The organism is Endozoicomonas sp. Z74 (assembly GCF_057680865.1).
The window spans coordinates 30,304-55,342 of sequence record NZ_JBLYZI010000006.1; the positions used below are offsets into that span (position 1 = coordinate 30,304).

19 protein-coding genes are annotated in these 25,039 nt (G+C 50.4%); 14 read left to right on the plus strand and 5 right to left on the minus strand.

Going from position 1 to position 25,039, the window contains the following annotated elements; genetic code table 11:
* Nucleotides 1-2: 2 nt before the first annotated feature.
* Nucleotides 3-5,111, minus strand: a complete 5,109-nt coding sequence (locus tag ACNRUY_RS02790; RefSeq protein ID WP_488110117.1) for a hypothetical protein — start codon at nucleotides 5,109-5,111, stop codon at nucleotides 3-5.
* A gap of 247 nt (nucleotides 5,112-5,358) precedes the next feature.
* On the opposite strand from ACNRUY_RS02790, the gene hslO reads away from it, so the two are divergent.
* The 5 genes from hslO (at nucleotide 5,359) to rsd (ending at nucleotide 13,775) form a co-directional block, all read left to right on the plus strand.
* Complete coding sequence (hslO, locus tag ACNRUY_RS02795; RefSeq protein WP_488110118.1) at nucleotides 5,359-6,234, plus strand: Hsp33 family molecular chaperone HslO; 876 nt, start codon at nucleotides 5,359-5,361, stop codon at nucleotides 6,232-6,234.
* Nucleotides 6,235-6,907: 673 nt separating this feature from the next.
* Entirely contained in the window at nucleotides 6,908-8,521 is a 1,614-nt protein-coding gene (gene pckA / locus ACNRUY_RS02800; protein ID WP_488110119.1) for a phosphoenolpyruvate carboxykinase (ATP), read from the plus strand.
* A 336-nt stretch (nucleotides 8,522-8,857) separates the two neighbouring features.
* The gene (locus ACNRUY_RS02805; protein ID WP_488110120.1) at nucleotides 8,858-11,209 is read left to right on the plus strand and encodes a Tex family protein; all 2,352 of its coding nucleotides are present in this window, start codon (nucleotides 8,858-8,860) and stop codon (nucleotides 11,207-11,209) included.
* Nucleotides 11,210-11,361: 152 nt separating this feature from the next.
* Nucleotides 11,362-12,939 (plus strand): glutamate--cysteine ligase, encoded by a 1,578-nt coding sequence (gshA, locus tag ACNRUY_RS02810; RefSeq protein WP_488110121.1) that lies wholly within the window; start codon nucleotides 11,362-11,364, stop codon nucleotides 12,937-12,939.
* 371 nt (nucleotides 12,940-13,310) lie between these two features.
* Complete coding sequence (rsd, locus tag ACNRUY_RS02815; protein WP_488110122.1) at nucleotides 13,311-13,775, plus strand: sigma D regulator; 465 nt, start codon at nucleotides 13,311-13,313, stop codon at nucleotides 13,773-13,775.
* A gap of 97 nt (nucleotides 13,776-13,872) precedes the next feature.
* On the opposite strand, the gene bamJ is transcribed toward rsd, so the two are convergent.
* Complete coding sequence (gene bamJ, locus ACNRUY_RS02820) at nucleotides 13,873-14,556, minus strand: BamJ family beta-barrel-assembly machinery protein (RefSeq protein ID WP_488110123.1); 684 nt, start codon at nucleotides 14,554-14,556, stop codon at nucleotides 13,873-13,875.
* A 382-nt stretch (nucleotides 14,557-14,938) separates the two neighbouring features.
* Here bamJ and ACNRUY_RS02825 point away from each other — a divergent pair, with 382 nt between their 5' ends.
* Together ACNRUY_RS02825 and ACNRUY_RS02830 are read left to right on the plus strand one after the other, a co-directional pair.
* Entirely contained in the window at nucleotides 14,939-15,565 is a 627-nt protein-coding gene (locus ACNRUY_RS02825; RefSeq protein WP_488110124.1) for a hypothetical protein, read from the plus strand.
* A 349-nt stretch (nucleotides 15,566-15,914) separates the two neighbouring features.
* Nucleotides 15,915-17,852 (plus strand): ATP-binding cassette domain-containing protein, encoded by a 1,938-nt coding sequence (locus ACNRUY_RS02830; protein ID WP_488110125.1) that lies wholly within the window; start codon nucleotides 15,915-15,917, stop codon nucleotides 17,850-17,852.
* A gap of 136 nt (nucleotides 17,853-17,988) precedes the next feature.
* On the opposite strand, the gene ACNRUY_RS02835 is transcribed toward ACNRUY_RS02830, so the two are convergent.
* Nucleotides 17,989-18,234 carry a cell division protein ZapB gene (locus ACNRUY_RS02835; RefSeq protein ID WP_488110126.1) on the minus strand — a complete coding sequence of 82 codons (246 nt, stop codon included), beginning with the start codon at nucleotides 18,232-18,234 and terminating at the stop codon, nucleotides 17,989-17,991.
* A 373-nt stretch (nucleotides 18,235-18,607) separates the two neighbouring features.
* Here ACNRUY_RS02835 and ACNRUY_RS02840 point away from each other — a divergent pair, with 373 nt between their 5' ends.
* From ACNRUY_RS02840 to ACNRUY_RS02870, 7 genes are all read left to right on the plus strand, one after another.
* Nucleotides 18,608-18,829 carry a hypothetical protein gene (locus tag ACNRUY_RS02840; protein ID WP_488110127.1) on the plus strand — a complete coding sequence of 74 codons (222 nt, stop codon included), beginning with the start codon at nucleotides 18,608-18,610 and terminating at the stop codon, nucleotides 18,827-18,829.
* Between the two features lie 264 nt (nucleotides 18,830-19,093).
* Nucleotides 19,094-20,236, plus strand: a complete 1,143-nt coding sequence (gene metX, locus ACNRUY_RS02845; protein ID WP_488110128.1) for a homoserine O-succinyltransferase MetX — start codon at nucleotides 19,094-19,096, stop codon at nucleotides 20,234-20,236.
* A complete protein-coding gene (gene metW, locus ACNRUY_RS02850; protein WP_488110129.1) occupies nucleotides 20,236-20,832 on the plus strand; it encodes a methionine biosynthesis protein MetW in 597 nt (198 codons plus the stop codon). Before metX ends, metW begins: the two co-directional genes overlap by 1 nt.
* A gap of 99 nt (nucleotides 20,833-20,931) precedes the next feature.
* Nucleotides 20,932-21,360, plus strand: coding sequence for a DUF4426 domain-containing protein (locus ACNRUY_RS02855; RefSeq protein ID WP_488110130.1), 429 nt, complete (start codon nucleotides 20,932-20,934; stop codon nucleotides 21,358-21,360).
* 113 nt (nucleotides 21,361-21,473) lie between these two features.
* Nucleotides 21,474-22,097: an XTP/dITP diphosphatase gene (locus ACNRUY_RS02860; RefSeq protein WP_488110131.1), complete on the plus strand. Its 624-nt coding sequence runs from the start codon at nucleotides 21,474-21,476 to the stop codon at nucleotides 22,095-22,097.
* Between the two features lie 27 nt (nucleotides 22,098-22,124).
* Nucleotides 22,125-23,327 carry a radical SAM family heme chaperone HemW gene (gene hemW / locus ACNRUY_RS02865; RefSeq protein ID WP_488110132.1) on the plus strand — a complete coding sequence of 401 codons (1,203 nt, stop codon included), beginning with the start codon at nucleotides 22,125-22,127 and terminating at the stop codon, nucleotides 23,325-23,327.
* A 41-nt stretch (nucleotides 23,328-23,368) separates the two neighbouring features.
* A complete protein-coding gene (locus ACNRUY_RS02870; RefSeq protein WP_488110133.1) occupies nucleotides 23,369-23,695 on the plus strand; it encodes a DUF3392 family protein in 327 nt (108 codons plus the stop codon).
* Nucleotides 23,696-23,767: 72 nt separating this feature from the next.
* Here ACNRUY_RS02870 and trmB read toward each other — a convergent pair whose 3' ends face one another.
* Both trmB and ACNRUY_RS02880 read right to left on the minus strand, forming a co-directional pair.
* A complete protein-coding gene (gene trmB, locus ACNRUY_RS02875) occupies nucleotides 23,768-24,535 on the minus strand; it encodes a tRNA (guanosine(46)-N7)-methyltransferase TrmB (RefSeq protein ID WP_488110134.1) in 768 nt (255 codons plus the stop codon).
* Between the two features lie 110 nt (nucleotides 24,536-24,645).
* Entirely contained in the window at nucleotides 24,646-25,029 is a 384-nt protein-coding gene (locus ACNRUY_RS02880; protein ID WP_488110135.1) for a DUF423 domain-containing protein, read from the minus strand.
* Between the last annotated feature and the right edge of the window lie 10 nt (nucleotides 25,030-25,039).

Here is a 25,039-nt window from a genome sequence, read left to right on the forward strand (position 1 = left end):
CTTTACCCCTCCCAATCGAATAAAGCTTTCAGTTGGCTATCGCGAGGCAGGGCGTTAACACAGTCTGAATAGATAGACGGGCTCTGCTCCAGAAGCGTTATTGCCTCCTGACTGTACTGAGGCTTGATGCCAGTAGCGCCTTCGGGGAGTAGCTTAAAAGGAGTTGATGGTTGCTTATAAAGAGGGCGGGCTCCTCTCAGGCAGGATTGGGTTTGTAGATACTCAACGTACTCTTTACAGACTCGGCAGATGTTTTTTTGAACACCTTTGTTGTCCGTTTTGCGATAACATTTAAGAGATGTCACATCGAATGAGATATTGAATCTCAGAGACTCCAGGGTTTCAACGTCGTCCATGATGTCCATGAGCAGTGCAGCCGCAGGCTCTGTGGATTCAACACCTGCAGCCGCTTCTGTGATCTGACGGGCAGTTGCTTCGGGGATATGCCTGTACTGGGATAAAAGCTGTTTCAATGCAAAGCTGGATCGCTCTGCTGCCGAATGGATATTGACAGAGTTGCAGTTTGAGCACTCTCTTCCAACAGTGGAAGCAATGACAACTTCCAGCCAGTTTCTGGTGTCCTCACTGATCTCGGAAGCGCCGCGCGTATTCTGCTGAAGATGGTGATTTAAAAGAATTCTGGCCAGCATCGCTCTTCGGGCGTTATGTGAAGGACCAAAATTAAAATTAACCGTATCGGGTCTGGATTGACTTAAAAGCGTCTCGATCACTGCATCGTTAGTCGGTGGTGGTAAGTTGTCATCAGTGTCCCCATTATTCACCTCAGGAGTCGGGTTTAATGGTTCGCTATCCTCAGGTGGCGGCGGTGGAGGGAGGTCTGGTGACGGCTTCGGTTGAAACGGTGCTTTGGGGGGGGGCTCAACGTTTTCCCGTTGAGGCTGTCCGCCTGTTTTCTTCCTTTCCCCCAGGTGGGTAACAACCGCTGAAAGGTTGTCCAGTGATCCAGCGTAATAGGCCCTTGAAACCAGCTTGGCTGCGGTGAAATGAGGGGAATCCCCTTTGAGATAACTTGCGCAGGCGGTTTCACCGATGTCGTTTGTTGTGGCGACTTCGGGAATGCCGTCACAGGTTTGCACCAGGCAACCTGTGAAACCCTTGATGGGGATTTTGGTGATTTTGGGGCGAGCTGAAACACCAGGAAAGCTCTGGTCACCTAAAGCCCTTGGAACAGCCAGATTCCACCCTTCTTCAGTCCACAACCTGTTTTGGGCTAACAGGCCTTTCCGCTTTGTTGCTGATGCTGCATACTTTTGGTTGGCAAGGTCACTGTCTTCACTGACTTGAATAACCGTTCCGTCTTCGTTGACCAAAATGGCCCGGGAGTCACCCAGGTTAGCAATCCAGAGGTCATCATTGATTCTCAGGGCAATATTGGCTGTAGAGCCTGACGTTATTCCCGCAGCTGTCATTTCACGGTCCAGATCAACAAGGGCTATTTTCAGGGCGTTCCAGATGCCGGTATCGGTGGCACCCTGCGTGTTGAATTGTGCCAGCCGCCTCTTAAGGTGTTCGGTGATACGTTGGCTGGCGTAAGTAGCGCATTCCCTGCCACCATGCCCGTCAAAAACGCCGGTAATGGACACTTCGACTTCACTTGATCCCATTCTTACGGTGAATGCCTCTGAAATATGAGCATCCTCCATGGATTCTCTTTCCCCAATGGATTCGGCATAGCCTGTGCCTGAAAGACCGGTTGTCTCGTAATCAACTCTGACTGCTTGTTGACCATCAAAATAGAAGGGAACAGCCTCAGCCTCTCCAAAACTCTCAATATGTTCAGCATGGTCCTTGGCCTTTTTGAAAGATTGTTGAGTGTTTCTTTTCGGGGAGTGGCTTTGTTGATTCCTGGCTGCGTCTAGCTCCTGCTTCAGTTTCTTCTGGACTGTATTTTCATCAAGCTCCAGTCGGTGCTCCATGGCATCCATTTCAGGACTGTGATGTTTATTCGTTGGGTTGGAAAGAGTCACTCGCTGATCTTCAGAAAGCACCGTTCTTTCCTGTTGGTTTTCAGAAGCAATTGTCGTGGCCAGCTCTTGCAGTGTTGGTGCTACGGTTATGACCGGAGATGATGTGCCGCTAGCCGTAGGCTCACTTTCGTCGTCATCGTCATCATCATCGTCCTCTGAAGGCTCAAAAGGATTATCAATTAGGCTCACAAAAACGTCATGTTGGTCAAAAGGCTTGCCATTGAGATCGGTTTTATTGATGAAGCCTGCTTCATCATCAAACTCACCCATATTGTTCCGGAGAAGTGTGGCCACGTCCTGCTTGCTGAATTGCTGTCCTGTCGCTTCTCCCATCTGAATAAGGAAAACACTGTCATATTCGAGCAGGTCCTCCAGGTCCTCCAGGTCCTGTTCAGAGTCAAGGTCATCGGTCTGTCGATCCAGATCGAACGCGGGGATTTTAGTGATGGCAGGCAGTACCTTGACGAACTCGGAAACTTTCGATTCGTCTAATTCCCTTTGCTCAAGGGCTTTTTTCATTGCCTCTTGCACTGCTAATGCTGTGTTATCTGCCCCGATATTGACTACTTTGGCAGTTTCCGTTGTTTTTAAAACAGCACAATCGGTCCGGAAAATCTGCATATTGCCACGGTTGGCAACCCAGATATTGCCATTAATGGTAACGGTTATGCTTGAGTTGCTGTTTTTCCAGTCAGTATGTCCCAAGTCAATATAAAGGTGATTCAGTGCATTAACGATGGCCCCATCGTACTGCTGGTTGATCTCCCTCATGTGGTCGGTTTGCAGCCCTTCGGTTGGGAGTTTGATTGGATTGGGCTTTTTAAGTTGTGCTATGAAATGCTTACAATGAGACTCTAGGCATTTTTCAGCATACTCGCGCATTTCCTCGTTATCAAAGCATCCACTTAACTGGATGGGGACTGTTTCCTTTCCTGAGGATACTTTTATCTCCTTTTTAAACTTGCATTCAACACCGGTTTTCTTAGCAACTGGCGACTGCCCGGGCTGTTGAGGTTTGTCGGTTTCTTGTGAGGTTTTGGCAAAATCGGTGTTAGCCGATAATAGCTGTTGGGCGGCTCCATTTTCTAAACAAATGTAATTCAAAACAGGTTTATAGTGGGAGGGTAAGGTATTCACGGAATGGGTATCAGGGAGTGCTTCTGTATCCTCCACCGGAACACTCTGAATGACGGGTGATGGCTCAGGTATTTCAGCCTCTCCGGGGGCACCCATTTCTGGAACATAAGGGGGCCTGACCTGGGGTTGTGGCTTTTCTGATGGTTGGGTTGGTCCTTCCGGTTTGTTCTGAATCCCCAGGGAGGAGAATGTTTGTTGTGTGCCGTCTCCCAGTTCAAGCCTTCTCAATGTCAGGGGGGCATCTTTTTGCCACTGTATTTCAACACAGGCTCTTTGAATACCTTTGAAAATAGAGTGCGCTTCTTCTGCTCTGGATGACGTTGGGTGCCTATAGGCCTCTTTATGGAAATCGCATACTCTCAGAGTTGGGATTTCAGGGAGAAGGTCGGGTTTACTGGATTCAGGGAGTTCTTTTTTCTTTTGTTCATAGTCATACAGCTGTTTCTGGTTATGGCGCCTGATGCGGAGGTTATAGGCTTGCAGCGCAAGGGTCAGGTCATAATAGGTGTTTTCTAAATCAAGAAGATATCCCCGTTTGTTGCCGAGGTATTGCGGGTGTTTGCCATCGGGTAGAACAACATGAATCATGGCCATATTTTTTGTGTTGTTTCCAGGGTGGCTGGTTCGATTACGAGGATTGAACACGTGAATGAAGACAGTGCCCGCATGCTTGTTTCTGTTTTTTATACGGCCTTTTTTTACATAACAGAGTGATGCGCCATCGGGTGCACCGAATTCTGGATGCTCCAGCTCATCCGGTGTAACGAACCACTCTCTGCGAGCGTCTTCACGCTCTTCCGCATTCTTCAATACCATGCGGTGAAAGTTCTTGAATTTGTCTGCTCCCAGGTTTTTGAGCTGTTCTCTAAAGGCCTGGCTGGTGTCTTCGTCAAGGCCTATGCGCAAGTCGCTGCCTCCAGCATGGACGGAGGCCATGGGATAAGGGCCTGAAGGTTGCCCGAAGGAATAAAAAATATCTGGATTTTCTAAGCCCTTAGTCGCAGTTGCAAGCACAACTTCAGGAAGGAAATCGGGGTCGGTCAAGTCGTCCCCAAGAGGGAGCATGGCGACCTCATCATCCGTACCCACCTCAACATTTTTCATTTCAGGCTTTTCAGGCAGAGGTGTCATGGGAGGAGGGGGGGGCAGGTTTTCATCGCTCTCTTCTGGCCATGGGGGCCTGAATTGCAATGAGGGCCGCAGGGCTGCATCTGCCCTGAGTCTGGCCCGTGGAATGTCGGCAGGGTGAAGTGTTTCAAATTGGAAGTGCCGTTCAGGGCCAGAAAAGGGTTTGCCTGTTTCTGTGAATGGCGGGGTTTGTCCGGGTAATAAGTCCAGCCAGGTAAGGCGCTCTTTATCGGTGATGATGGGCAGTGGTGCTTTCAGAGCCTCCAGGTCAGATTGAATCCTGCTGAGACTTCTGCTGGTGGTTCGAATGTTCTGTTTCAGTTCAGCCATTCTGGTTGGGGTAAAATTCTGTTCTACCTTGTCCACCTGTTGTAATAGTCTGTTTGTCAGATTATTGGCTTTTTTGGGGTCAGCCTTCAGCTGATTATCTGGAGGAATGACGCTGGTCATTTTTCCATCCGGAGAGACGTAAAGAATGGTGAAGGCCGTGAAGTCAAAGGCTTCTTCTTCATTGTCCAGAAGGTGTCTGATCGTTGGCAGGCTTACGGCGAGGTCGTGTTGGGCCAGAAGGCTTTCCCTTTGAGCATGGACACTACGGTACTCGCGATGAAGTTCTTCGATTTCATACGCCAAAGTATTGACTCTTGATAAGGGTTCTCCCGGCTGAACCTTTCTACCCTCTACAGGCGGGTAGTCATGGTGCTCAAAGGTTTTGGGTGTAGACCTCTGAGGAGAGGAGGGTGCTGGGAAGCCATCGCCGGAAGGTTCGGCATCTTTTCTATCCGGAAAGTCAGGGAGGAACTTTTGTTTTGTCTGCTGCAGATGCCGCAAGTGTGGTGGCAGTGTCGATTCACCCATGACCTTTCCCTTGGTCGAAAATTACATTTTCTGAGTATAGCCAACCGGCTGTTTTAGGAAGACAGGTTATAAGTCTCGGGGATATTACCAGTGAGAAACGGTGACTAAGTGGCTATAATCGCGGTTTTATCTTTGTAGCCCTCCTTCGTTGAGGGCAGATGCCTGCATTGCCAGAAGGTTGTTTTTATCCATGGACATCGTGCGCAGGTGACAACAGCTTTCTACTGGCTACTGGAATTAAGTCTGAATGAGTAAGAGAGACAATATCACGCAACGGTTTCTGTTTGACAGCACCGATATCAGGGGCGAGCTGGTCTCACTGAACAGCAGTTTTACCGAGGCGCTTGCAGCTCATGACTACCCGGAAGTGATTCAGTTACTTCTGGGAGAGTTGGTGGCCTCAGCGGTATTGCTCAGTACCACCCTTAAATTTGAAGGGTTGCTGACCCTTCAGGCCCGTGGGAATGGTTCGCTGAAACTGTTAATGGTTGAGTGTACAGACCAGAAAGCATTTCGGGCTGTGGCTCAGTTTGATGATGGCATTCATCCAGGCTCTCTTCAGGAGCTGCTGGGTGAGGGTAGCCTGGTGATTACCGTTGACCCGGTGAAGGGGAACCGTTACCAGGGTATTGTTCCCCTTGAGCGGGAATCATTGTCCAAGTGCCTTGAAGATTATTTTTCCCAGTCCGTTCAATTGCCCACTCGATTATGGTTGTCCAGTAGTGCAGGTGCTTGTGCCGGACTGCTTCTTCAGGCTTTGCCGGCCAGTGTTGAGCCCTCTGAAGAGGTTAGGGCAGAATCCTGGGGGAGGGTGACTGCTCTGGCGGATACAGTGAAGAATTCAGAACTGCTCGGACTGGATCACGAAACATTACTGACCCGGCTCTTCCATGAAGAGACGGTTCGGCTGTTTGACCCGGAGCCGGTTCGCTTTGAGTGCAGCTGTTCCAGAGAGCGAAGTGAAAAAATCATAAAAACTCTGGATAAACAGGAAGTGGAGGCCATCCTGGCTGAAGATGGTCAGGTTACCATGGACTGTCAGTTTTGTAATCAGAGGTATGTCTTTGACTCAGACGATATTGAAAACCTGTTTGGTGACAGCAGGCAGCCATCACTGCATTGATTATTAATGCTTTCTGACTTTCTCAGGGGGCCTGTCCGGTGCCCCTTGCCCTTATCTCTCCTTAAGATGTTTTACTGATAATCCAATGCCAGTGGGCCGACCTGTGTTTGCCTTCTCCTTTGGGGGGCTAACAGCCTGTCGGACTTACGACAATTTCGGCCTAAAATCCAGAAAGAACGGCCTAATCTTTCTACTGAATTTTATGCTCGAAAGCATAAGTCCAACAGGCAGCCATGGTGGAAATAAGTGTAGAAACAAAAAGTATTGCCCAGGTATTGATAAAGCCAGTTTTATTTAATAGGGGGTTGTGTTTTTTGCTGAAAAGCTTTGTTTTATTTTGTTCTTGGTGTGAAAATAAGCGCTATTCCAGAGGGAAGCAAAGTGGTTGACTTTGGTTTTATTGGTAGGATGCTGTCGGTCAATGGTTGAGGGTGTTTTTCTGTTTGACCCGGAGGTAATTTTGACCCTGGACAACACTTTTCGTCTGACAAAGGATTAACTTCTTTTACCAGACTCAATAACGAATTGGCAACGAGGGGTGTTGTGTGGCCTGATTTGTCCGGCAGTATATTTAAATAACAGGCTGAATACCCTATGATAGCGCGCCTCAAGAATTATCATAATTAAACAAGATAAAACATAAATTGAGCATAGAGCCTTAGGAGAACTTTGCATGACTCATGTAAACGTAAAAGAAGCCCTGGCTGAAGTCGGCATCAACGCGGTTCAGGAAGTGGTCTACAACCCTTCTTATGAAACCCTCTTTAAAGAGGAGACCCGCTCTGACCTGGTCGGTTATGAAAAAGGGGTTGTCACTGAAATGGGGGCAGTGGCAGTGGATACCGGTATTTTTACTGGTCGTTCTCCAAAGGATAAATACCTGGTCAAGGATGAAACCACCCGTGACACAATCTGGTGGGCTGATCAGGGAAAAAATGACAACAAGGCAATTACTACCGAAGTCTGGGCCGATTTGAAAAATCTGGTGACGACCCAGTTGTCGGGTAAGCGGTTGTTTGTAATTGATGGGTTCTGTGGCGCCAACCCTGAAACTCGTCTCTGTGTCCGGTTTGTCACTGAAGTGGCCTGGCAGGCACATTTCGTCAAGAACATGTTTATCCGTCCTTCTGAAGATGAGCTGGTGGGTTTTACCCCTGACTTCGTTGTTATGAATGGCGCCCAGTGCACGAATCCCCGCTGGAAAGAGCATGGGTTGAACTCTGAAAACTTTGTTGCGTTCAACCTGACAGAGCGAATTCAGGTCATTGGTGGCACCTGGTATGGTGGTGAGATGAAGAAAGGTATGTTCGCCATCATGAACTACCTGCTCCCACTGCGTGGGATTGCCTCTATGCACTGTTCTGCAAACGTTGGGGAAAAAGGCGACACCGCTATTTTCTTCGGTCTGTCCGGTACCGGCAAGACAACGCTGTCTGCTGATCCAAAGCGTGCCCTGATTGGTGATGATGAGCATGGCTGGGATGACGACGGTATTTTCAACTTTGAAGGTGGGTGTTACGCGAAAACCATCAACTTGCGTGAAGAAAATGAACCGGAAATTTACCACGCTATCCGTCGGGATGCGTTGCTTGAAAACGTGACTGTGGATACCGATGGCAAGATTGACTTTGATGATGGCTCAAAGACGGAAAACACCCGGGTTTCTTATCCGATCCAGCATATTGAAAACATCGTCAAGCCGGTTTCCAAGGCAGGACACGCCAAAAAAGTGATCTTCCTTACGGCTGATGCTTTTGGGGTTCTTCCTCCCGTTTCCAAGCTGACGCCTGAGCAGACCAAGTATCACTTCCTGTCAGGTTTCACTGCCAAGCTTGCGGGTACTGAGCGGGGAATTACTGAGCCAACGCCTACGTTCTCATCCTGTTTTGGCGCTGCTTTCCTGACCCTGCACCCCACCAAATATGCAGAGGAACTGGTGAAGAAGATGGAGGCCCATGGTGCGACTGCCTATCTGGTGAACACCGGGTGGAACGGTACTGGCGAGCGGATTTCCATTAAGGCAACCCGGGCGATCATTGATGCCATTCTGGATGGCTCTATCGATGAGGCTGAAACGAAAACGCTGCCTTACTTCGGCCTCCACATTCCCCAGAGTGTGGAAGGTGTGGAGGATGGCATCCTCAACCCTCAAGATACCTACGAAGACAAGGAAGAGTGGGATCGCAAGGCCCGTGATCTGGCGGACCGCTTTATCACTAACTTCGTCAAGTTTACCGACAACGAAGAAGGCAAGGCCCTGGTGGAAGCAGGTCCTTCACTGAACTGATCTCTGCGGTAAAACAAATCACCTTTTAACTCTCACAGGGAAGCTTCGGCTTCCCTTGTTTTTTTAAGGACAAAAGCAGCGAGAGAAAAGCCGGCGTTTCACGCACCCTGAGGTTTGGTTATAATTGCCTGCTTTACTCTGGCCGCCCGACTGTTGGCTCAGAGTCAAATTTACCGCAAGGTGATGGTCAGTAATGGTTTGACTATGCTGTGGAGTCTGGCAGTCAGTGGAGGGTATTCCCGAAAAAGGATGCCTTGCTGATGCATTGCTGTGACTGGTCGGAAAAGCCGATCAACCCGTCGTCTTGCTGTCCATTTCCCATGATGAGTGTAATTTATGGTGAGTATCTCTCAGCGTATAGCCGAAGAGTTAGGTGCAAAGTCAGGTCAGGTCGACAGTGCGATTCAGTTGCTGGATGAAGGATCGACTGTTCCCTTCATTGCCCGCTACCGTAAAGAGGTGACCGGAGGGCTGGACGATACTCAGCTGAGGACGCTGGAGGAGCGACTCCGTTACCTTCGCGAGCTCGAAGAGCGCCGGGAAACCATTCTGAAAAGCATTTCAGAACAGGAAAAGCTCACGCCGGAACTGGAAAGGGATATCCGTGAGGCGGACACCAAAACCCGCCTGGAAGATTTATACCTGCCTTATAAGCCAAAGCGCCGGACCAAGGCTCAGATTGCCCGGGAGGCAGGCCTTGAACCTTTGGCTGACTGTCTTTTTGACTCGCCGGAGCTGGACCCTGAGAAGGAAGCAGAATCGTTTATCGATTCTGATAAGGGGGTTGCGGATGTCAAAGCTGCTCTTGAAGGCGCCCGCTATATCCTGATGGAGCGTTTCAGTGAAAATGCGGAGCTGCTGGGCAAACTGAGAGATTTTCTCTGGTCAGATGGGATTCTCAGCAGCCGGGGAGTGGAAGGAAAAGAAGAGGAAGGGGCCAAGTTCCGGGATTACTTTGAGCACGATGAACCCCTGAAGACGGTACCCTCTCACCGTGCCCTGGCTATTTTCCGTGGCCGCAACGAAGGCGTACTGCAGGCAAATATCCGCCTGGAGAATGAGCCTGAAGACCGAAAGGCAACGCATCCCTGTGAAAAACTGGTGGCTGATTTCTGGAAAGTGGAAGACCAGGGGCGTGCCGCTGACGGCTGGCTGAAAGATGCCGTTCGCTGGACCTGGCGGGTCAAGTTGCTCTCGCAACTGGAAACCGAATTGATGACCCGGATTCGAGAACAGTCAGAAGATGAAGCCATCAAGGTGTTCGCCAAGAACCTGAAGGATCTGCTGCTGGCTGCGCCAGCGGGCTTACGTCCTACCATTGGCCTGGATCCGGGGCTGAGAACCGGTGTCAAAGTGGCAGTGGTGGATGGAACTGGCAAACTGGTGGAGCACACCACGATTTATCCCCATGCTCCCCAGAAAAAATGGAAAGAAGCCCTTGGTACTCTGGCTACGCTCTGCCTGACCCATAAAGTGGAGTTGGTCAGTATTGGCAATGGCACCGCCTCAAGGGAAACCGACCGGCTGGCGGCGGAGTTGATGCGCAGCTACCCGAAGCTGGGGCTGACCAAAATTGTGGTCAGTGAAGCCGGTGCTTCCGTTTATTCTGCCTCTGAGCTGGCGGCCAGGGAATTCCCGGATCTGGATGTTTCCATCCGTGGCGCGGTGTCCATCGCTCGTCGTTTACAGGATCCTCTGGCAGAACTGGTCAAGATTGAACCAAAATCCATCGGGGTTGGGCAGTATCAGCACGATGTCAGCCAGACTCAGCTGTCCCGGTCTCTGGAAGCGGTGGTGGAAGACTGTGTAAATGCCGTAGGCGTTGATCTCAACACAGCCTCCAGCGCATTGCTGGCCAGGGTGTCTGGATTGAACCGCACGTTGGCGGACAATATTGTCAGCTTCCGGGATGAACATGGCATGTTCAAAAGTCGTCAGGCTCTCCAGAGTGTCAGCCGCTTTGGGCCCAAAGCCTTTGAACAGGCGGCAGGCTTTCTGAGGGTCATGAATGGTGATAACCCACTGGATTGCTCAGCGGTTCACCCTGAGGCTTACCCTGTGGTTGAAAAAATTGCCAGTCAGTCAGAGCGGGATATTCGAGCCCTGATCGGGGACTCCTCTTTCCTGAAGACCGTCAATGCCGCGGACTTTACTGATGAACAGTTTGGGTTGCCAACGGTGACGGACATCATCAGCGAGCTGGACAAGCCCGGTCGGGACCCACGACCTGAGTTTAAAACCGCTGAATTCCAGGACGGTATTGAGAAAATCAGTGACCTCAAGCTCAACATGGAGCTGGAAGGGGTCGTGACAAACGTCACTAATTTTGGTGCCTTCGTTGATGTGGGGGTTCACCAGGATGGCCTGGTTCATATCTCTGCCCTGTCACAGACTTTCGTCAAGGATCCCCGTGAGGTTGTCAAGGCCGGGGACATCGTCAAGGTCAAGGTGATGGAAGTGGATATTCAGCGTAAACGAATTGGGCTCTCCATGAGGATGTCTGACAAAGCGGAAGAGCGTGCTGAAGCTCGTCAGCAGCCCCGCAGGGAGCGCTCTGAATCTACTCGGGGGAACCGGCCCCAGGGCAATAAGCCGACGGGTGGAAACCGGGGGGGGCAGAGCAAAAAGCAGCCATCCGGAGGCACATTTGCCGACTTGTTTGCCAACGCTAAGAAAATGCGAAAGTAAACTCACTCAGTGGCGAGCGTTCTCGCTTGTAGTGATACTTTGTCGTATAGCAGCCAGCCCCTCAGGGGCTGGCTGTTTTTTTTATGGATGCATCCATTGGGTGATCGTTATATAGTCCTGCTGAAGTTCTATGGATTGATTGGATCTCTACCTTGACTATCGAGTATCAGGATCGCCTGGCGCTTATTCAGAACAGCGCTCATCAGAAGCTTTTCCATGGAATCTGCCATGGTATTGAGCGGGAAGGGTTGCGTGTTCGTCCAGATGCGACGCTTTCGCAGATTGCTCACCCCGAGGCGCTTGGCAGATCGTTGACCCACCCCTACATTACAACGGATTATTCCGAGGCATTGCTGGAGTTTATAACGCCGGTCCACTGCCGTATTGATGACACTTTAGACTTTCTTGACCAGCTTCATCGATACACCTGCCAGAATCTGGACGGAGAAGCTCTGTGGGCTGGAAGTATGCCTGCGCTGCTGGATGGGGATGACAGTATCCCCATTGCTCAATATGGGCACTCCAACATTGGTTTAATGAAATCGATTTATCGTGAAGGGCTGGCCCATCGCTATGGCAAGTCCATGCAGACCATTGCAGGGATTCACTATAATTTCTCCCTGCCGACGGAGTTCTGGAGCCTGTTTGATGAGCGCCGGGGGGCAAGTGCCGGAGAACATCAGGCCTGTCAATCTGAAGGGTATTTTGCCCTGATCCGGAATTTTCGCCGTTATTCCTGGCTGTTGATGTATCTCTTTGGTGCCTCACCGGCGGTGAGCAGAAGTTTTTTCCCGGATGGAGGTGAGCGTTCTGGTCTGCAGGTTCTGGATTCGGATACCCTGTTTCTGCCTTATGCGACTTCGCTGCGAATGAGCGATCTGGGATACACCAACAATGCGCAGTCTTCGCTCAGTATCTGCTATAACACTTTGGGTGAGTACGTCGCCAGTCTGTCAAAGGCCATTCATACCCCTTATCCACCTTATGAAAACATTGGTTTGAAAAGGGAAGGGAAATACCTTCAGTTGAACACCAATCTATTGCAGATTGAGAATGAATATTACAGCACCATTCGACCCAAGCGTATTGCCCGGTCCGGTGAAAAGCCTATCACCGCCCTGCGTAATGAGGGTGTTGAATATATCGAAGTCCGGTGCCTTGATATCAATCCGTTTGAACCATTGGGTTTGAACAGAGAGGATGCCCATTTTCTGGATACTTTTCTGGTGTACTGTGCACTTCAGAGCCAGTTGCCAATTGGGGCCGATGAGTGTGCGGAGGTCACGGAAAATTTTAACAATACGGTTCTGGAAGGCCGCCGACCGGGTATGACTCTGGTTCATCATGGAAAGCAGGTTTCATTAAGAGACTGGGGCATGAAGCTACTGGATGAGATGTTCCCGGTGGCAGATATGCTGGATGCCGCTGAAGGTGGCAGCTGCTTCAGTGATGCCCTGACGGCTCAGAGGAACAAACTGCTGGATGCCTCCCTGACCCCTTCTGCCCAGCTGTTGGGAGAGATGCAGGAGAAAACCGTGAGTTATATCGACCTGGTCATGTCTCTCTCTCAAAAGCATTTCAGCACTTTTGCTGAACGCCCTCTCGGTTCTGAGCGACAGTCTTACTTTCAGCAAATTGCTGAGCGATCCAGAGTGGACCAGGCTGTCAGGGAGCAAGAGAACGACAAGGTGTTTGATGCGTTTTTGAGCGATTATATGGCGTCGGAATAAAATGGAAAGTGGAAAGTTGGGCGGCTTTAATGACACTGGGCCGCTCAACTTTCCAGGAATTTGAGCCATGGATGAACCTTCTGGGATTGACCTTATGGAATTCTAAATAAAAGTGTGTTTGTAAATAATTTTTTTACATTAAACCAAGATTTTTTAGTAATAAAAATTGTTATATGAGCACTAACCTCCCTTGAAACCATTGTATTTGTGCTTTTTTTGTAAGGCTTGCATTTTAAAATTGATTGTGTTTTGAAAAATAAACGCTTGCCGCCGATTTTTGACTGTCATAACCTAGCATCTGGACCACCGGACACAGGCGCTTGAGAGGTCCCATTTGCTCAGAAGATATCTAACTTTCAAGAGGAACTGTCATGCTGGAGGGTTGCCAAACGGCTAAAGAGCGTTGGGGAGGGGTATCAGAAATCATTGATCGCTGGCTCAACGCACGGCAGGATCTGATTGTCCTTTACTGCTCCATCAATGGAATGGATCAATTTAATGATGACAAGCGTCCTGTCACCAGTAAATTGAAAGAGTTGTGTCAAATTCTGGTTGATTACGCTTCAGCGGGCCACTTTGAGGTTTATGAACAGCTGATCGAAGAAGCGCTGGAGTTTGATGATGGTGGAATAGAACTGGCCAAGTCCATCTTGCCAAAACTTGAGAAGAATACCTCCAGCTGCCTTGAATTTAATGATCACTGTGAATCATTGTCCAGCCTTAAAAGCCTTCAGGATGCTGTTTCTGAATTGGGTGAAACGATGGAAGAACGCTTCAGTCTGGAAGACCAGATGATCGAAAAGCTGCATGAAGCTCACAGGGAAAAGGTGCAATGAGCCAGTAGGAGGGACCACTGGCTGTGTATTAACTTTGGTCTGTATTTGCCTTTCCTGCGTTTTATGACCTTTGTTTTTAAGAAAAGTCCAGATCGGCTTAACTGTTTTTGTTGACCTCCTTTAACTCAACTTTAAAAATCAGTGCTTCGTTAGGGCCAATGCGCCCTGGGACACCACCTTCACCATAGGCCAGGCTTGCCGGGATAAAAAATTCCCACACAGAACCTTTTGGCATCTGCTGCAAGCCTTCTGTCCAGCCTTTGATAACCCGGTTTAACTGAAAGGTGGCTGGCTGGTTTCTCAGCCATGAGCTGTCAAAAACCGTTCCATCCATTAAACGGCCTTCATAATGAACAACCACCTCATCATTATCTCGGGGCTTGGGGCCTTTGCCCTCGCTGAGAATTTTGTATTGAAGGCCGCTTTGAAGGGCAATCACTCCTGGTTTTTTGCTGTTTTCAGCAAGAAAAGCCATGCTTTTGTCCAGATTTTTTTGAGCTTCTTCATGGAGCTTTGCCTGTTGAGCGTGGGCTTTTTTTGCTTTGGCCTCCTGAATGTAGCCTTTCATCTCTGAGGAGGTCATCTTGAGTGGCTGATGGGCCAGGGCATCCCTTAACCCCTGAGTCAGGGCATCCGAATTCAGCCCCTCGAACTGTCTCAATTGTTCCGCCAGGGTGGCTCCCAGGCTATAGCTGAGTTTGTCGGCTTCTGTCTCAAGAGCAGCCGTTGCGTAAATTGGGTAAGATAACAGGATAACGCTTGCAAGCGTTTTCAATCTCATAAAGCATCTCTGTGTGTGGTGGTTTATCCAGGTAAGCGGGGTTCTTCTGTGGAGAAAAACACTTCCAGCCCACTTATGCTCCCGCTGTATCTCTGGGAACAAACGTTTCCATTATCTTTGAGCAAATGGGTTGTTTTATCAACCCTTGTAGTGAGCCTTGTCAGCTGAAAATGCCCTGATTAGAAGGCTTTTTTCAACGTTGTGGAAGGTGTACAGATTTGTTTTCGGTTTTTTTTGGCATCAGTCTGGATAAAAAAATCACAAAAAAATTTGCAGTCGTGCAATAACCACTCTATTTTCTAATTAAAACTGGGTATTAATTATTCGGTTTTTATTACGATGTACTACTAGTAGATTGATTAAATGGAAGAGGGACGATCCCATGCCTGCAACAAGGAAGACTGCAGCAAAAAAAACCGCTGCTAAGAAGAAGCCTGCTGCTAAGCGGACGGCTGCTAAAAAAGCACCAGCTAAAAAGGCTGTAAAAAAGACCACTGCCAAAAAGGTAGATATGGTTAAGAAGCTGGAGAAGGAAATCGATGCGCTCAAGAAAAAGCTTGAAAAAGCGAAAGAGGCATTGAAGAAGGCAAAAGCCAAGGCAAAAGCCGATGCAAAGAAGGCTGCTGCTAAGAAAAAGGCCACTGCCAAGAAAAAAGTAGCTGCTAAGAAGAAGGCACCTGCCAAGAAAAAAGTAGCTGCTAAGAAGAAGGCTCCTGCCAAGAAAAAAGTAGCTGCTAAGAAGAAGGCTCCTGCCAAGAAAAAAGTAGCTGCTAAGAAGAAGGCGCCTGCCAAGAAAAAAGTAGCTGCTAAGAAGAAGGCACCTGCCAAGAAAAAAGTAGCTACTAAGAAGAAGGCGCCTGCCAAGAAAAAGGTAGCTGCTAAGAAGAAGGCGCCCGCCAAGAGAAAAGTAGCTGCTAAGAAGAAAGCACCTGCCAGAAAAGCGGCTACCCGTAAAAAGCCTGCTGTCAGAAAAGCGGCTGCCAGGAAAAGACCTGCTCGCAGGAAGTAAGTTACATTTAATGCTGTCGTTTTGAATGGGGGGGGGAATTATTCTCCCCCCCTTTTTTTATGCACAGGGATGGGCAATGCACGACTGCATGGATGCAGGAGCTAGAGTAACGCAGGAGCAGTTACCGTGGAGCAATTGCCAGTATATGCTAGGGATGTGCTGTATACTGGCAATGCACAACTGCATGGATGCAGGAGCTAGAGTAACGCAGGAGCAGTTACCGTGGAGCAGTTGCCAGTATATGCCAGGGATGTGCTGTATGCTGGTAATGCCGAAAGCCAGACTGCGGCAAACCCCTTCCTCTCCTTTATGCAACAGGTATTCGATTTCATCGGTGTGGGTACATATAATGCCCCCCATGATCACATTGAACGAAGTCTGTTTATTAAGGTCCGGCAAGCTTCTCCTTGAGAACGCTACTGCAACCATTCATTCTGGCCAGCATGTTGGCCTGGTCGGTGCCAACGGGTGTGGTAAATCGAGCCTTCTGGCCCTGTTAACGGGTGAGCTGCAGCCCGATAAAGGAAACCTCTCTTTTGACCAGGGGCGTGGGCTGGCTCATATGGCCCAGGAAATTGTATCCCTGGATCAAAGCGCTGTGGACTATGTGCTGGATGGGGATCAGTCCCTGCGACGAATTGAGGCGGAGATCGCCAAAGCGGAGGCAGCAGGCCAGCATGAAAGTCTGGCTGAGCTTCACGAACAACTGTTGCAGGCCGATGGCTATACGGCTCGCTCAAGAGCTGAGCAGCTGCTGCATGGCCTTGGTTTCAGTCATCATGAGCTTGATAAAAATGTGAGAGGGTTTTCCGGTGGCTGGCGAATGCGCCTGAATCTCGCCAGAACCCTGATGTGCCCCTCCGATATTCTGCTGCTGGATGAACCCACCAATCACCTGGACCTGGATGCTATTGTCTGGCTCGAAAACTATTTAAAGCGTTATCCGGGGACTCTGGTGATTATTTCCCATGACCGTGATTTTCTGGATGCGGTTACTGACCAGACCCTGCATATAGAGCATCAAACACTTGTACACTACCGTGGCAATTATTCTGCCTTCGAACGGTTGCGTGCAGAAAAGCTTCAGCAGCAGCAGGCAACCCATGAGAAACAACAGAAGCAGCGTGCTCACATGGAGCGTTATGTTGAACGCTTCCGGTATAAAGCCACCAAGGCCAGGCAGGCTCAGAGTCGCTTGAAGGCCCTGGCCCGGCTTGAAGAAATTGCTCCAGCCCATGTGGATTCCCCTTTTTCTTTCCGCTTTCCCGAGGCGGACAAAATATCGTCACCCTTATTAACCCTTGATAAGGCGGAGCTGGGTTATGGGGACAACGTACTGCTGAAATTGAAAATGAGCATTCTTCCGGGAAGCCGTATCGGGCTGCTCGGGGCAAACGGGGCAGGGAAGTCTACCCTGATACGTTCGCTGGCGGGTGAATTGCCCTTGATTTCAGGGGAGGTTTATCAGGGAGAGCATCTGAGCATTGGTTACTTTGCTCAACATCAGCTTGAAAGCCTCGATGTGGAAGCCAGTCCGTTACTGCATCTACAACGCTTGTCGCCTGATGCCCGTGAACAGGATCTGAGAAATTTCCTGGGAGGGTTTGGCTTCCATGGCGATAAAGCGCTTGAAATCATCAAGGGGTTTTCCGGAGGGGAAAAGGCCCGCCTGGCACTGGCTGTGATTGGCTGGCAGAAACCCAACCTGTTGCTCCTGGATGAACCTACCAACCATCTGGATCTGGACATGCGGCTGGCGCTAACCATAGCGCTTCAGTCCTTTGAAGGGGCGATGATTCTGGTCTCTCACGATCGTAACCTGATTCGCAGTACAACCGATGAACTGTACCTTGTGCATGATGGCTCAGTGGTTCCTTATGAAGGCGATCTTGATGATTACAGTCACTGGCTGATGCAGCAGAGGTCACAGGAAAGAGCCCAGGACAAATATGAGAGCCGGGAGGAGCGAGTACTTGCAGGGAATTCAGCCCAGGAGAAAAAAGAAGCAAGGCGGGTACAGGCTGAAAAGCGCAAAATGCTTCGACCGCTGAAACAGAGTGTTCAAAAACTGGAAGCTTCTCTGGAATCGCTCCAGCAACGTTTGCTCACTGTAGAAGAGGTTCTGGCTGATCAGGCCATTTACTGTGAATCGGCAAAAGAAACATTGAAGCAGGCCCTGGCTGAGCAAACGGATCTCAAACGCCAGCTCATGGATGCAGAAGAGCAATGGATGGAAGCCCAGGAGGCCCTGGAAAGCCTTGAGATGGAATTAAAGGACGCCAGCTGAACAGAAGGCGTCCAGAACCCACGGAAAAGCCCGCTCAGCAGTTATACACTGTCGACCTCTTGGAATGGGAGGCGACAGGGTGCTCTATTTCAGGCAGGTTGAAGGCTGTCTGAAGCAGGGCTCTATTCAGCGGCTGTTAAACGACGGCCTCCTGCTCATTCATCACTTCATCTTCATCTTCATCTGTAACAACATCCAGTTTACCCAGCAGGGCGGAAACCCGGTCTCCCCAGGCTGACAGCTCCTGTTTCAGCTGGATATTCTCTTCTTCCAGACGGGTATTGGCTGAACGCAAGTCTTCGACTTCCATTCTTGACAGTTCCAGTTTGTCGATCAGGTTTTGCAGTCTTGATTCAAGCTGGCCTAAGGATTCAATAGACATAACGACATTTGCACCGCGAGGTCTGTGGAAAGTATTTAGCAATCTGAACTATAACAGCTGCACTATAGGAAGCATACAATAGCGCATGGGTAAAAGGCATGGCTATTGGGCTTACAGTATTTACCAAAAGGCTGACTATACTAGGCTTGACTCAGGATGATAGTTGAGTTTTTGCGCATCGGTAAATTGTCTACTGTGAAAAAGCAATCGGATGCGCAATGAGTTCTTCCCATTGGTAACAGGTTATGGACATAACGATTGGCCCAGTAACGAACACATCGTTATCTCCGCAACACCGTCATAGTGACCTTACTTGTGACAATGTGCCAGAGGCAAGAGTGTATCCAGAAGCACGCTGCTTCAGGAGTTCCAGATGAACCAGTCCTTTCAGCCCTGTGCCAGGATTATTTCGACTCTGAATGTTAGAGACGAAGCACTGAGGGCTTTTTACACATCCCTGACTCAAAACCAGAGCGTGGATGATTATATTCATGAACGGCATCTGCATTTCTGTTCCCGGCAGATTGAAGGTTTTTTTCTGAGCCACCTACTGGCGCTCACCGAGCTTGCACTGGATTTGACCAGTGTGAGTTAGCCTGGCCATCGAACCGCCTTTATTGTCCTGGGGCGCTTGAGGGGGAAATAGATAAGCTGACAAGTGGGAATATTGCCGATACACTCCCCTGATTCATACAATGCTCCAGTCCGCCATGAGCCACTCTTCTATGATTGCGGCATCCTGAGAAATGAGAGCCTTCAGCCAGAAGAGAGTCGTATTACCCGGAAGTAGCGAAGGGGGCAAGATGCCCGTTGGTGGCTTTCCACAGTTAACAACAAGCCGAAATGGAAACAGGACGTTATGCCTGCAGTGATTCCTGCTGACTCGGTGGGTCTGGTTGAACCCCGAACCGTTCCGTTTGATCAGCCCCTGGCTCTGAATTGCAAAGAGAGTCTGCCGTCTTATGAACTGGTCATAGAAACCTATGGCACTCTGAACAGGGAAGCCAGCAACGCTGTTCTTATCTGCCATGCCCTGAGTGGTCATCACCATGCTGCCGGTTTTCACAGTATGGAAGACCGCAAGCCCGGTTGGTGGGACAATTGCATCGGGCCGGGAAAACCCATTGATACCGATCGTTTCTTCGTGGTGGCCCTGAATAACCTTGGGGGCTGTCATGGCAGTACTGGCCCGACCAGCATTAACCCGGAAACCCGTAAAATATATGGCCCCGACTTCCCCATGGTCACTGTGGCGGACTGGGTGAACAGCCAGGCTCTGCTAGCGGACCATCTGGGTATCCGGCAGTGGGCGGCGGTGGTGGGTGGAAGTCTGGGAGGAATGCAGGCCCTGCAATGGTCCATTGCTTATCCCCAAAGGTTGCGCCACGCCATTGTCATCGCTTCCGCGGCTCGCTTGTCAGCCCAGAATATTGCCTTTAATGAAGTGGCACGGCAGGCGATTATGTCCGATGATCAGTTCAAGGGTGGGCGGTACATGGATTCCAACAGTATTCCCCGAAAAGGTCTTGGCCTGGCCCGGATGGTTGGTCATATCACCTATCTTTCTGATGATGCCATGGGGGCCAAGTTTGGCCGTGAACTGAAAAATGAAGGTTTCAGTTACGACTACGATGTGGACTTCCAGATTGAAAGCTACCTGCGGTATCAGGGAGAAAGTTTTTCAGGAAGTTTTGACGCCAATACCTATTTGTTGATGACCCGTGCCCTGGATTATTTTGATCCGGCCAGTGAATATGAGAACAGCCTGTCAAAAGCCCTTTCCAGAGCCCAGGCGAAATTTTTTCTGGCTTCTTTTTCAACGGACTGGCGGTTCTCACCGGAACGCTCCCGTGAAATTGTGGATGCGCTCACTGAAGCCGGAAAAGATGTATCGTATCTGGAGATTGATGCCCCCCAGGGGCACGACGCCTTCCTGATGAACATTCCCCGTTATACGCAGGGGCTGGCCGCTTATATGAATCGTGTTGCGGAGGAGTGCTGATGAGTGTCAGGGGGGACTTCCAGATTATCAAAAACTGGGTCGCACCCGGTAGCCGGATACTGGATCTGGCTTGCGGTGATGGTCAGTTGATGCATGAACTGAATCAGGAAAAACAGGTAACGGGCTATGGGCTGGAAATCAATCCCCGGAATATTGAAATCGGTATAAGACGGGGTGTGAATGTGATTGAGCAGGATCTGGACCGGGGCCTTGGCAACTTTCGCGACGGCAGTTTTGATACGGTTATCATGACCCAGGCGCTTCAGGTCATGCATTTTCCACATCGGGTTCTCGAGGAAATGCTCAGGGTCGGGCGTGAGTGTATCGTTACCTTTCCCAACTTTGGCCACTGGCGGTGTCGGCTTTATCTGGCGTTACATGGCAAGATGCCGGTTTCCAAGTTCATGCCCTATACCTGGTATGACACACCCAATATTCATTTCTGCACCTTCCGGGATTTCGAGGCTTTGTGCCAGCAGAGAAACTACCGGGTGCTTAACCGAAGGGTGGTGGATCAATCTCATCAGGGAAACTGGGTTAGCCGATTGTGGCCCAATCTGATGGGGGAAGTGGCCATTTATCATTTAACGTCTTGAGGGGGAGTGGAGATGTCGTTCTGTTGGGGTGGTTTCAGGTTTTCCATAAGAAAGCGGGCAGTATTGCCGTTGTTACTGGCGATGTCTTCTGGGTGGCCAGTGGCTGTTGTTCAAGCCAGTGACGCGATTCCTGATGCGCGGGAAATGTCCGGAAAGCCGGCCCGTTTCGGTGATTACGAGGTGCATTACAGCGCATTCAACAGTACGTTTATCGCTCCGGATATTGCCGGTCAGTACGGCCTGGAAAGAAGCCCGCGCCATGGCATTGTGAATATTGCCATTCGCAACCTCAGCAAAACTCAGGTGGGCGAAGCCGTTGCCGGACAACTTCAGGGGAGTGTCAGTAACCTTCTGGGACAGAAAGCTGCCCTCGACTTTAAGGTGGTCCGTGAAGGTGAGGCCATCTACTACCTGGCAGGCTTCCGGTTCTCCGGTCAGGAGCTGCTAAAATTCTCCATTGATGTCACACCACAGGGCGGCAAAAGAGAAACAGTCCGGTTTGAACAAACCTTTTATCAGGATCAGTGACCCAGATATAGCAAAAGCAAAACCGTTTGCCCCCCCATGACAACGGGGCAGTAAACGGTTGTACACGGCAAAAGACGGGTTCTGAAAAAAACAGCGAGGAAAAGACGTCCATTATGACAGGAGACATCCGTCAGGTTGTGCTGGCCAGTGGTAATCGCGGCAAGCTGGCTGAATTTCAGCATATGCTGGGACAGCTTGGGATGGAGATGCTGCCCCAGAGTGAGTTCGGTATCGGTGAAAAGTATCCGGAAGCGGAAGAAACCGGGCTCACTTTTGTAGAAAATGCCCTGCTTAAAGCCCGGCATGCGGCCCGGATTTCAGGCCTTCCGGTGATTGCCGATGATTCGGGGCTGGAAGTGGATTACCTCAATGGAGAGCCCGGAATCTATTCTGCCCGCTATGCCGGAAAGGATGCGTCGGATGCCGACAATAACCAGAAGCTGCTTGCCAGACTGGAAGGGGTCAAGTCCACGGAAAGAACCGCCCGGTTTCAATGTGCCCTGGTTTATATGCGTCACAAAGATGATCCAACGCCCATCATCTGCCAGGGAAGTTGGGAAGGCTTGATTATCGAAGAAGTTCTGGGAGAGCATGGCTTTGGGTATGACCCGCTGTTCCTGGTACCTTCAGAGCACCGTACAGCGGCGGAGCTGCCCGCTGAACTTAAAAACAAGCTCAGTCACCGGGCTCAGGCAATGCAGCAGCTGTTCAAGCGTCTAAAGGAAATTCACGGCTGAGGCGCTTGTCGTCTCAGCTTTTGCCCTATGCTCAAGCTTCCTCCTCTCAGTCTTTATATTCATGTGCCCTGGTGCGTGAAGAAATGCCCATATTGTGACTTTAACTCCCACCGGCAAACCGGAGAACTTCCGGAAGCCGCTTATGTGGATGCTTTGTTGAGCGACTTCCGCAGGGAGCGGTTGGCGGTGCAGGGACGCCCTCTGCACTCTGTTTTTATTGGTGGCGGGACACCCAGTCTTCTGTCCGCAGCGGCTTACCAGAAGCTGTTTACGGGACTCAGGGAGATGGTGGCTTTTACAGAGGACATAGAGATCACTCTGGAAGCCAATCCGGGTACCTGGGAGCACGACCGTTTCCAGGCTTATCTGGAAGCGGGCATCAACCGTCTTTCCCTGGGCGTACAAAGTTTTCAGGACAGTAAGCTGCAGGCCCTTGGCAGAATCCATAGCGCAGATGAAGCCCACAAAGCCATCGCCTCCCTTTCGGATCTAGGGTTCCGGAATTTTAATATCGATTTGATGCACGGTCTGCCGGATCAGAGTGCTGCAGATGCGATTTATGATTTGCAGCAGGCCGTTGCTTTAAAGCCGGCTCATATTTCCTGGTATCAGCTCACTATTGAGCCGAATACTGTCTTTTATTCGAAGACACCGGCGCTGCCGCCGGATGACACTCTCTGGGCGATCCAGGAAGCAGGCCAGTCGTTACTGGCGGCAGAGGGGTATGAGCAATATGAAATTTCCGCCTACAGCCAGAGCGGCCAACGTTCAAGACACAACCTGAACTACTGGCAGTTTGGTGATTATATCGGGATTGGTGCGGGCGCCCATGGCAAACTGACGTTGCTTCCAGGGGAAGGTGCTGCTGAGTCGTCGTCCACAGGCCAGATTATTCGTAATTGGAAAACGCGAATGCCCGCGGATTACCTGGCCGCTGACTCAATTATGAGCACTCTTCCTGAGAAGAGGTTTGAAGCCGGTCGGCGGGTACTGGAAGCGGATGAAATGCCGATAGAATTTATGATGAATGTGTTACGCTTGAACGGTGGCGCCGCCTCCAGAGTGTTCAGTGAGCGAACCGGGCAGCCGCTTTCCGTGATGGAAGGGCCATTGAACCAGGCGGTGCAGAAAGGGTTGCTGGAAAACCCCATTAGCGGTCCTGAGGGCCGGTTCAAGCCCACGCCAAGAGGCCGTCTGTTTTTGAATGACCTCCTTGAGTTGTTTGCCTAGTTGAAAACGATTAAAGCAGAAACTGGAAACAGGGGATAACCATGAGCTGGCTGGGCGATGTGATTATCGATCTATCCGACTTGTCCAGAGAACATCTGTCGCTTATCTGTCTGGCTCTGGTGGCGGTTGTACTGGTTTTTGTCGGTAAGCCCATCATTCAGTGGAGCGGTCGCTGGATCAACCGGTTGCCCGTGGTCCTGAAGCTCCCAGTGCGAGCACTATTCAATGTGCTGGTTTTCGGTGCCCTGGTCTTCTATCTGCCCGGCTGGCTGGAGATCGTTTTCAACTACTTTAACGATTTTACCCTGTCCCCGGTATTGCTGGTGGTTCTGCTGCTTTCCGGGGTGGTTTCTGAGCGTTACAGCTAGCAGCTGTCGTAAGCCAGACAGACGACAGCTTAAGGGCTCCCTTGTGGAGGTGAGCCCGCTGGCAAACGGTGGTTATTGCTTTCTTTCAAACAGCAAGTCCCAAACCCCATGCCCCAGCCGATGACCCCGTTTTTCAAACTTGGTGAGTGGCCGATAGTCGGGACGGGGAGAATAAAGATTGTCTTCTGCCAGGTTACTGAAACCTTCCGCTGCCGTCATAACTTCCAGCATTTGTTCAGCGTAATTTTCCCAGTCGGTGGCCAGGTGGATCACGCCGCCAACCGCCAGTTTGGGGCGGATTGCTTCGATAAACGCCGGTTGGATCAGACGGCGTTTATGGTGGCGCTTTTTGTGCCAGGGGTCCGGAAAAAAGATTTGAATGCGGGACAGGCTGCCATCGGGTACACAGTGCTTCAGAACTTCAACTGCGTCATCGCAGTAGGTTCTCAGGTTGGTCAGACCTGCCAGGCGAGCTTCGTTAAGCAGACTGCCTACACCAGGGCGGTGCACTTCAATACCCACAAAGTTTTTATCCGGCTCCGCCCCGGCCATGGCGACCAGGGAATGTCCCATGCCATAGCCGATCTCAAGTACCATGGGTGCTTTGCGCTCAAACGTTGAAGCAAGCCCTTCAGGGCCCATCTCCAGGGTCAGTCCCCAGTCCTGCCAGCATTCGTCCCAGCCCCGCTGCTGGCCAGTGGTCATCCGACCGGCACGCAGGACAAAGCTTTTAACCTGACGGCGTTTTACATCAGCTTTATCAGGAGTACGTTCATTATCCTGGCCAGGCGCTTCAACCTGGCCGTCGTTCTTTTCCTGGGGTTCCACTGAGTCACTCATGGGGATCTGAATTCATTAAAAAATAATCGGCGTAAGATACCGGCCGCACCGTAAAATGCAAATCTCACTGCCTGGTTTTCATCATGACGAACTTTTGGTGTTCCCGTTTTTCAGGGCTGGGTCCTGGAGTGGTCTTTGATTGCGAACAAAGCGAGCATCAGCCACCCGGCCATCAATGACACGCCCCCGAAAGGTGTTATGATTCCCAGCCAGCGGATGCCGGTGAGGCTGAGTAAATACAGGCTGCCACTGAACAGCAGTAACCCGACCACAAACAGATTGCCGCTCCAGCGAAGACGGGATGACTGAGGGTATGTGGTGGTCAGCAGGGCTACCAGGACCAGAGCCAGGCTGTGATAGAACTGGTAATCCGCTGCTGTCTGGAAAACCTCCATGGCTCTCGCTGGGAGTCTGCCACTGAGAGCATGGGCTCCAAAAGCACTGAATCCTACCGAGAGAGAGCCTCCCACAGCACCGCAGAAAAGAAAGTTCATACTGATCCGT

What these genes read in the sequence shown, in the direction of transcription:
- ACNRUY_RS02790 (WP_488110117.1), bottom strand. Translation starts at nt 5,111, where the DNA reads ATGGGTGAATCGACACTGCCACCACACTTGCGGCATCTGCAGCAGACA.
- hslO (WP_488110118.1), top strand. Translation starts at nt 5,359, where the DNA reads ATGAGTAAGAGAGACAATATCACGCAACGGTTTCTGTTTGACAGCACC.
- pckA (WP_488110119.1), top strand. Translation starts at nt 6,908, where the DNA reads ATGACTCATGTAAACGTAAAAGAAGCCCTGGCTGAAGTCGGCATCAAC.
- ACNRUY_RS02805 (WP_488110120.1), top strand. Translation starts at nt 8,858, where the DNA reads ATGGTGAGTATCTCTCAGCGTATAGCCGAAGAGTTAGGTGCAAAGTCA.
- rsd (WP_488110122.1), top strand. Translation starts at nt 13,311, where the DNA reads ATGCTGGAGGGTTGCCAAACGGCTAAAGAGCGTTGGGGAGGGGTATCA.
- bamJ (WP_488110123.1), bottom strand. Translation starts at nt 14,556, where the DNA reads ATGAGATTGAAAACGCTTGCAAGCGTTATCCTGTTATCTTACCCAATT.
- ACNRUY_RS02825 (WP_488110124.1), top strand. Translation starts at nt 14,939, where the DNA reads ATGCCTGCAACAAGGAAGACTGCAGCAAAAAAAACCGCTGCTAAGAAG.
- ACNRUY_RS02830 (WP_488110125.1), top strand. Translation starts at nt 15,915, where the DNA reads ATGCCCCCCATGATCACATTGAACGAAGTCTGTTTATTAAGGTCCGGC.
- ACNRUY_RS02835 (WP_488110126.1), bottom strand. Translation starts at nt 18,234, where the DNA reads ATGTCTATTGAATCCTTAGGCCAGCTTGAATCAAGACTGCAAAACCTG.
- ACNRUY_RS02840 (WP_488110127.1), top strand. Translation starts at nt 18,608, where the DNA reads ATGAACCAGTCCTTTCAGCCCTGTGCCAGGATTATTTCGACTCTGAAT.
- metX (WP_488110128.1), top strand. Translation starts at nt 19,094, where the DNA reads ATGCCTGCAGTGATTCCTGCTGACTCGGTGGGTCTGGTTGAACCCCGA.
- metW (WP_488110129.1), top strand. Translation starts at nt 20,236, where the DNA reads ATGAGTGTCAGGGGGGACTTCCAGATTATCAAAAACTGGGTCGCACCC.
- ACNRUY_RS02860 (WP_488110131.1), top strand. Translation starts at nt 21,474, where the DNA reads ATGACAGGAGACATCCGTCAGGTTGTGCTGGCCAGTGGTAATCGCGGC.
- hemW (WP_488110132.1), top strand. Translation starts at nt 22,125, where the DNA reads ATGCTCAAGCTTCCTCCTCTCAGTCTTTATATTCATGTGCCCTGGTGC.
- ACNRUY_RS02870 (WP_488110133.1), top strand. Translation starts at nt 23,369, where the DNA reads ATGAGCTGGCTGGGCGATGTGATTATCGATCTATCCGACTTGTCCAGA.
- trmB (WP_488110134.1), bottom strand. Translation starts at nt 24,535, where the DNA reads ATGAGTGACTCAGTGGAACCCCAGGAAAAGAACGACGGCCAGGTTGAA.
- ACNRUY_RS02880 (WP_488110135.1), bottom strand. Translation starts at nt 25,029, where the DNA reads ATGAACTTTCTTTTCTGCGGTGCTGTGGGAGGCTCTCTCTCGGTAGGA.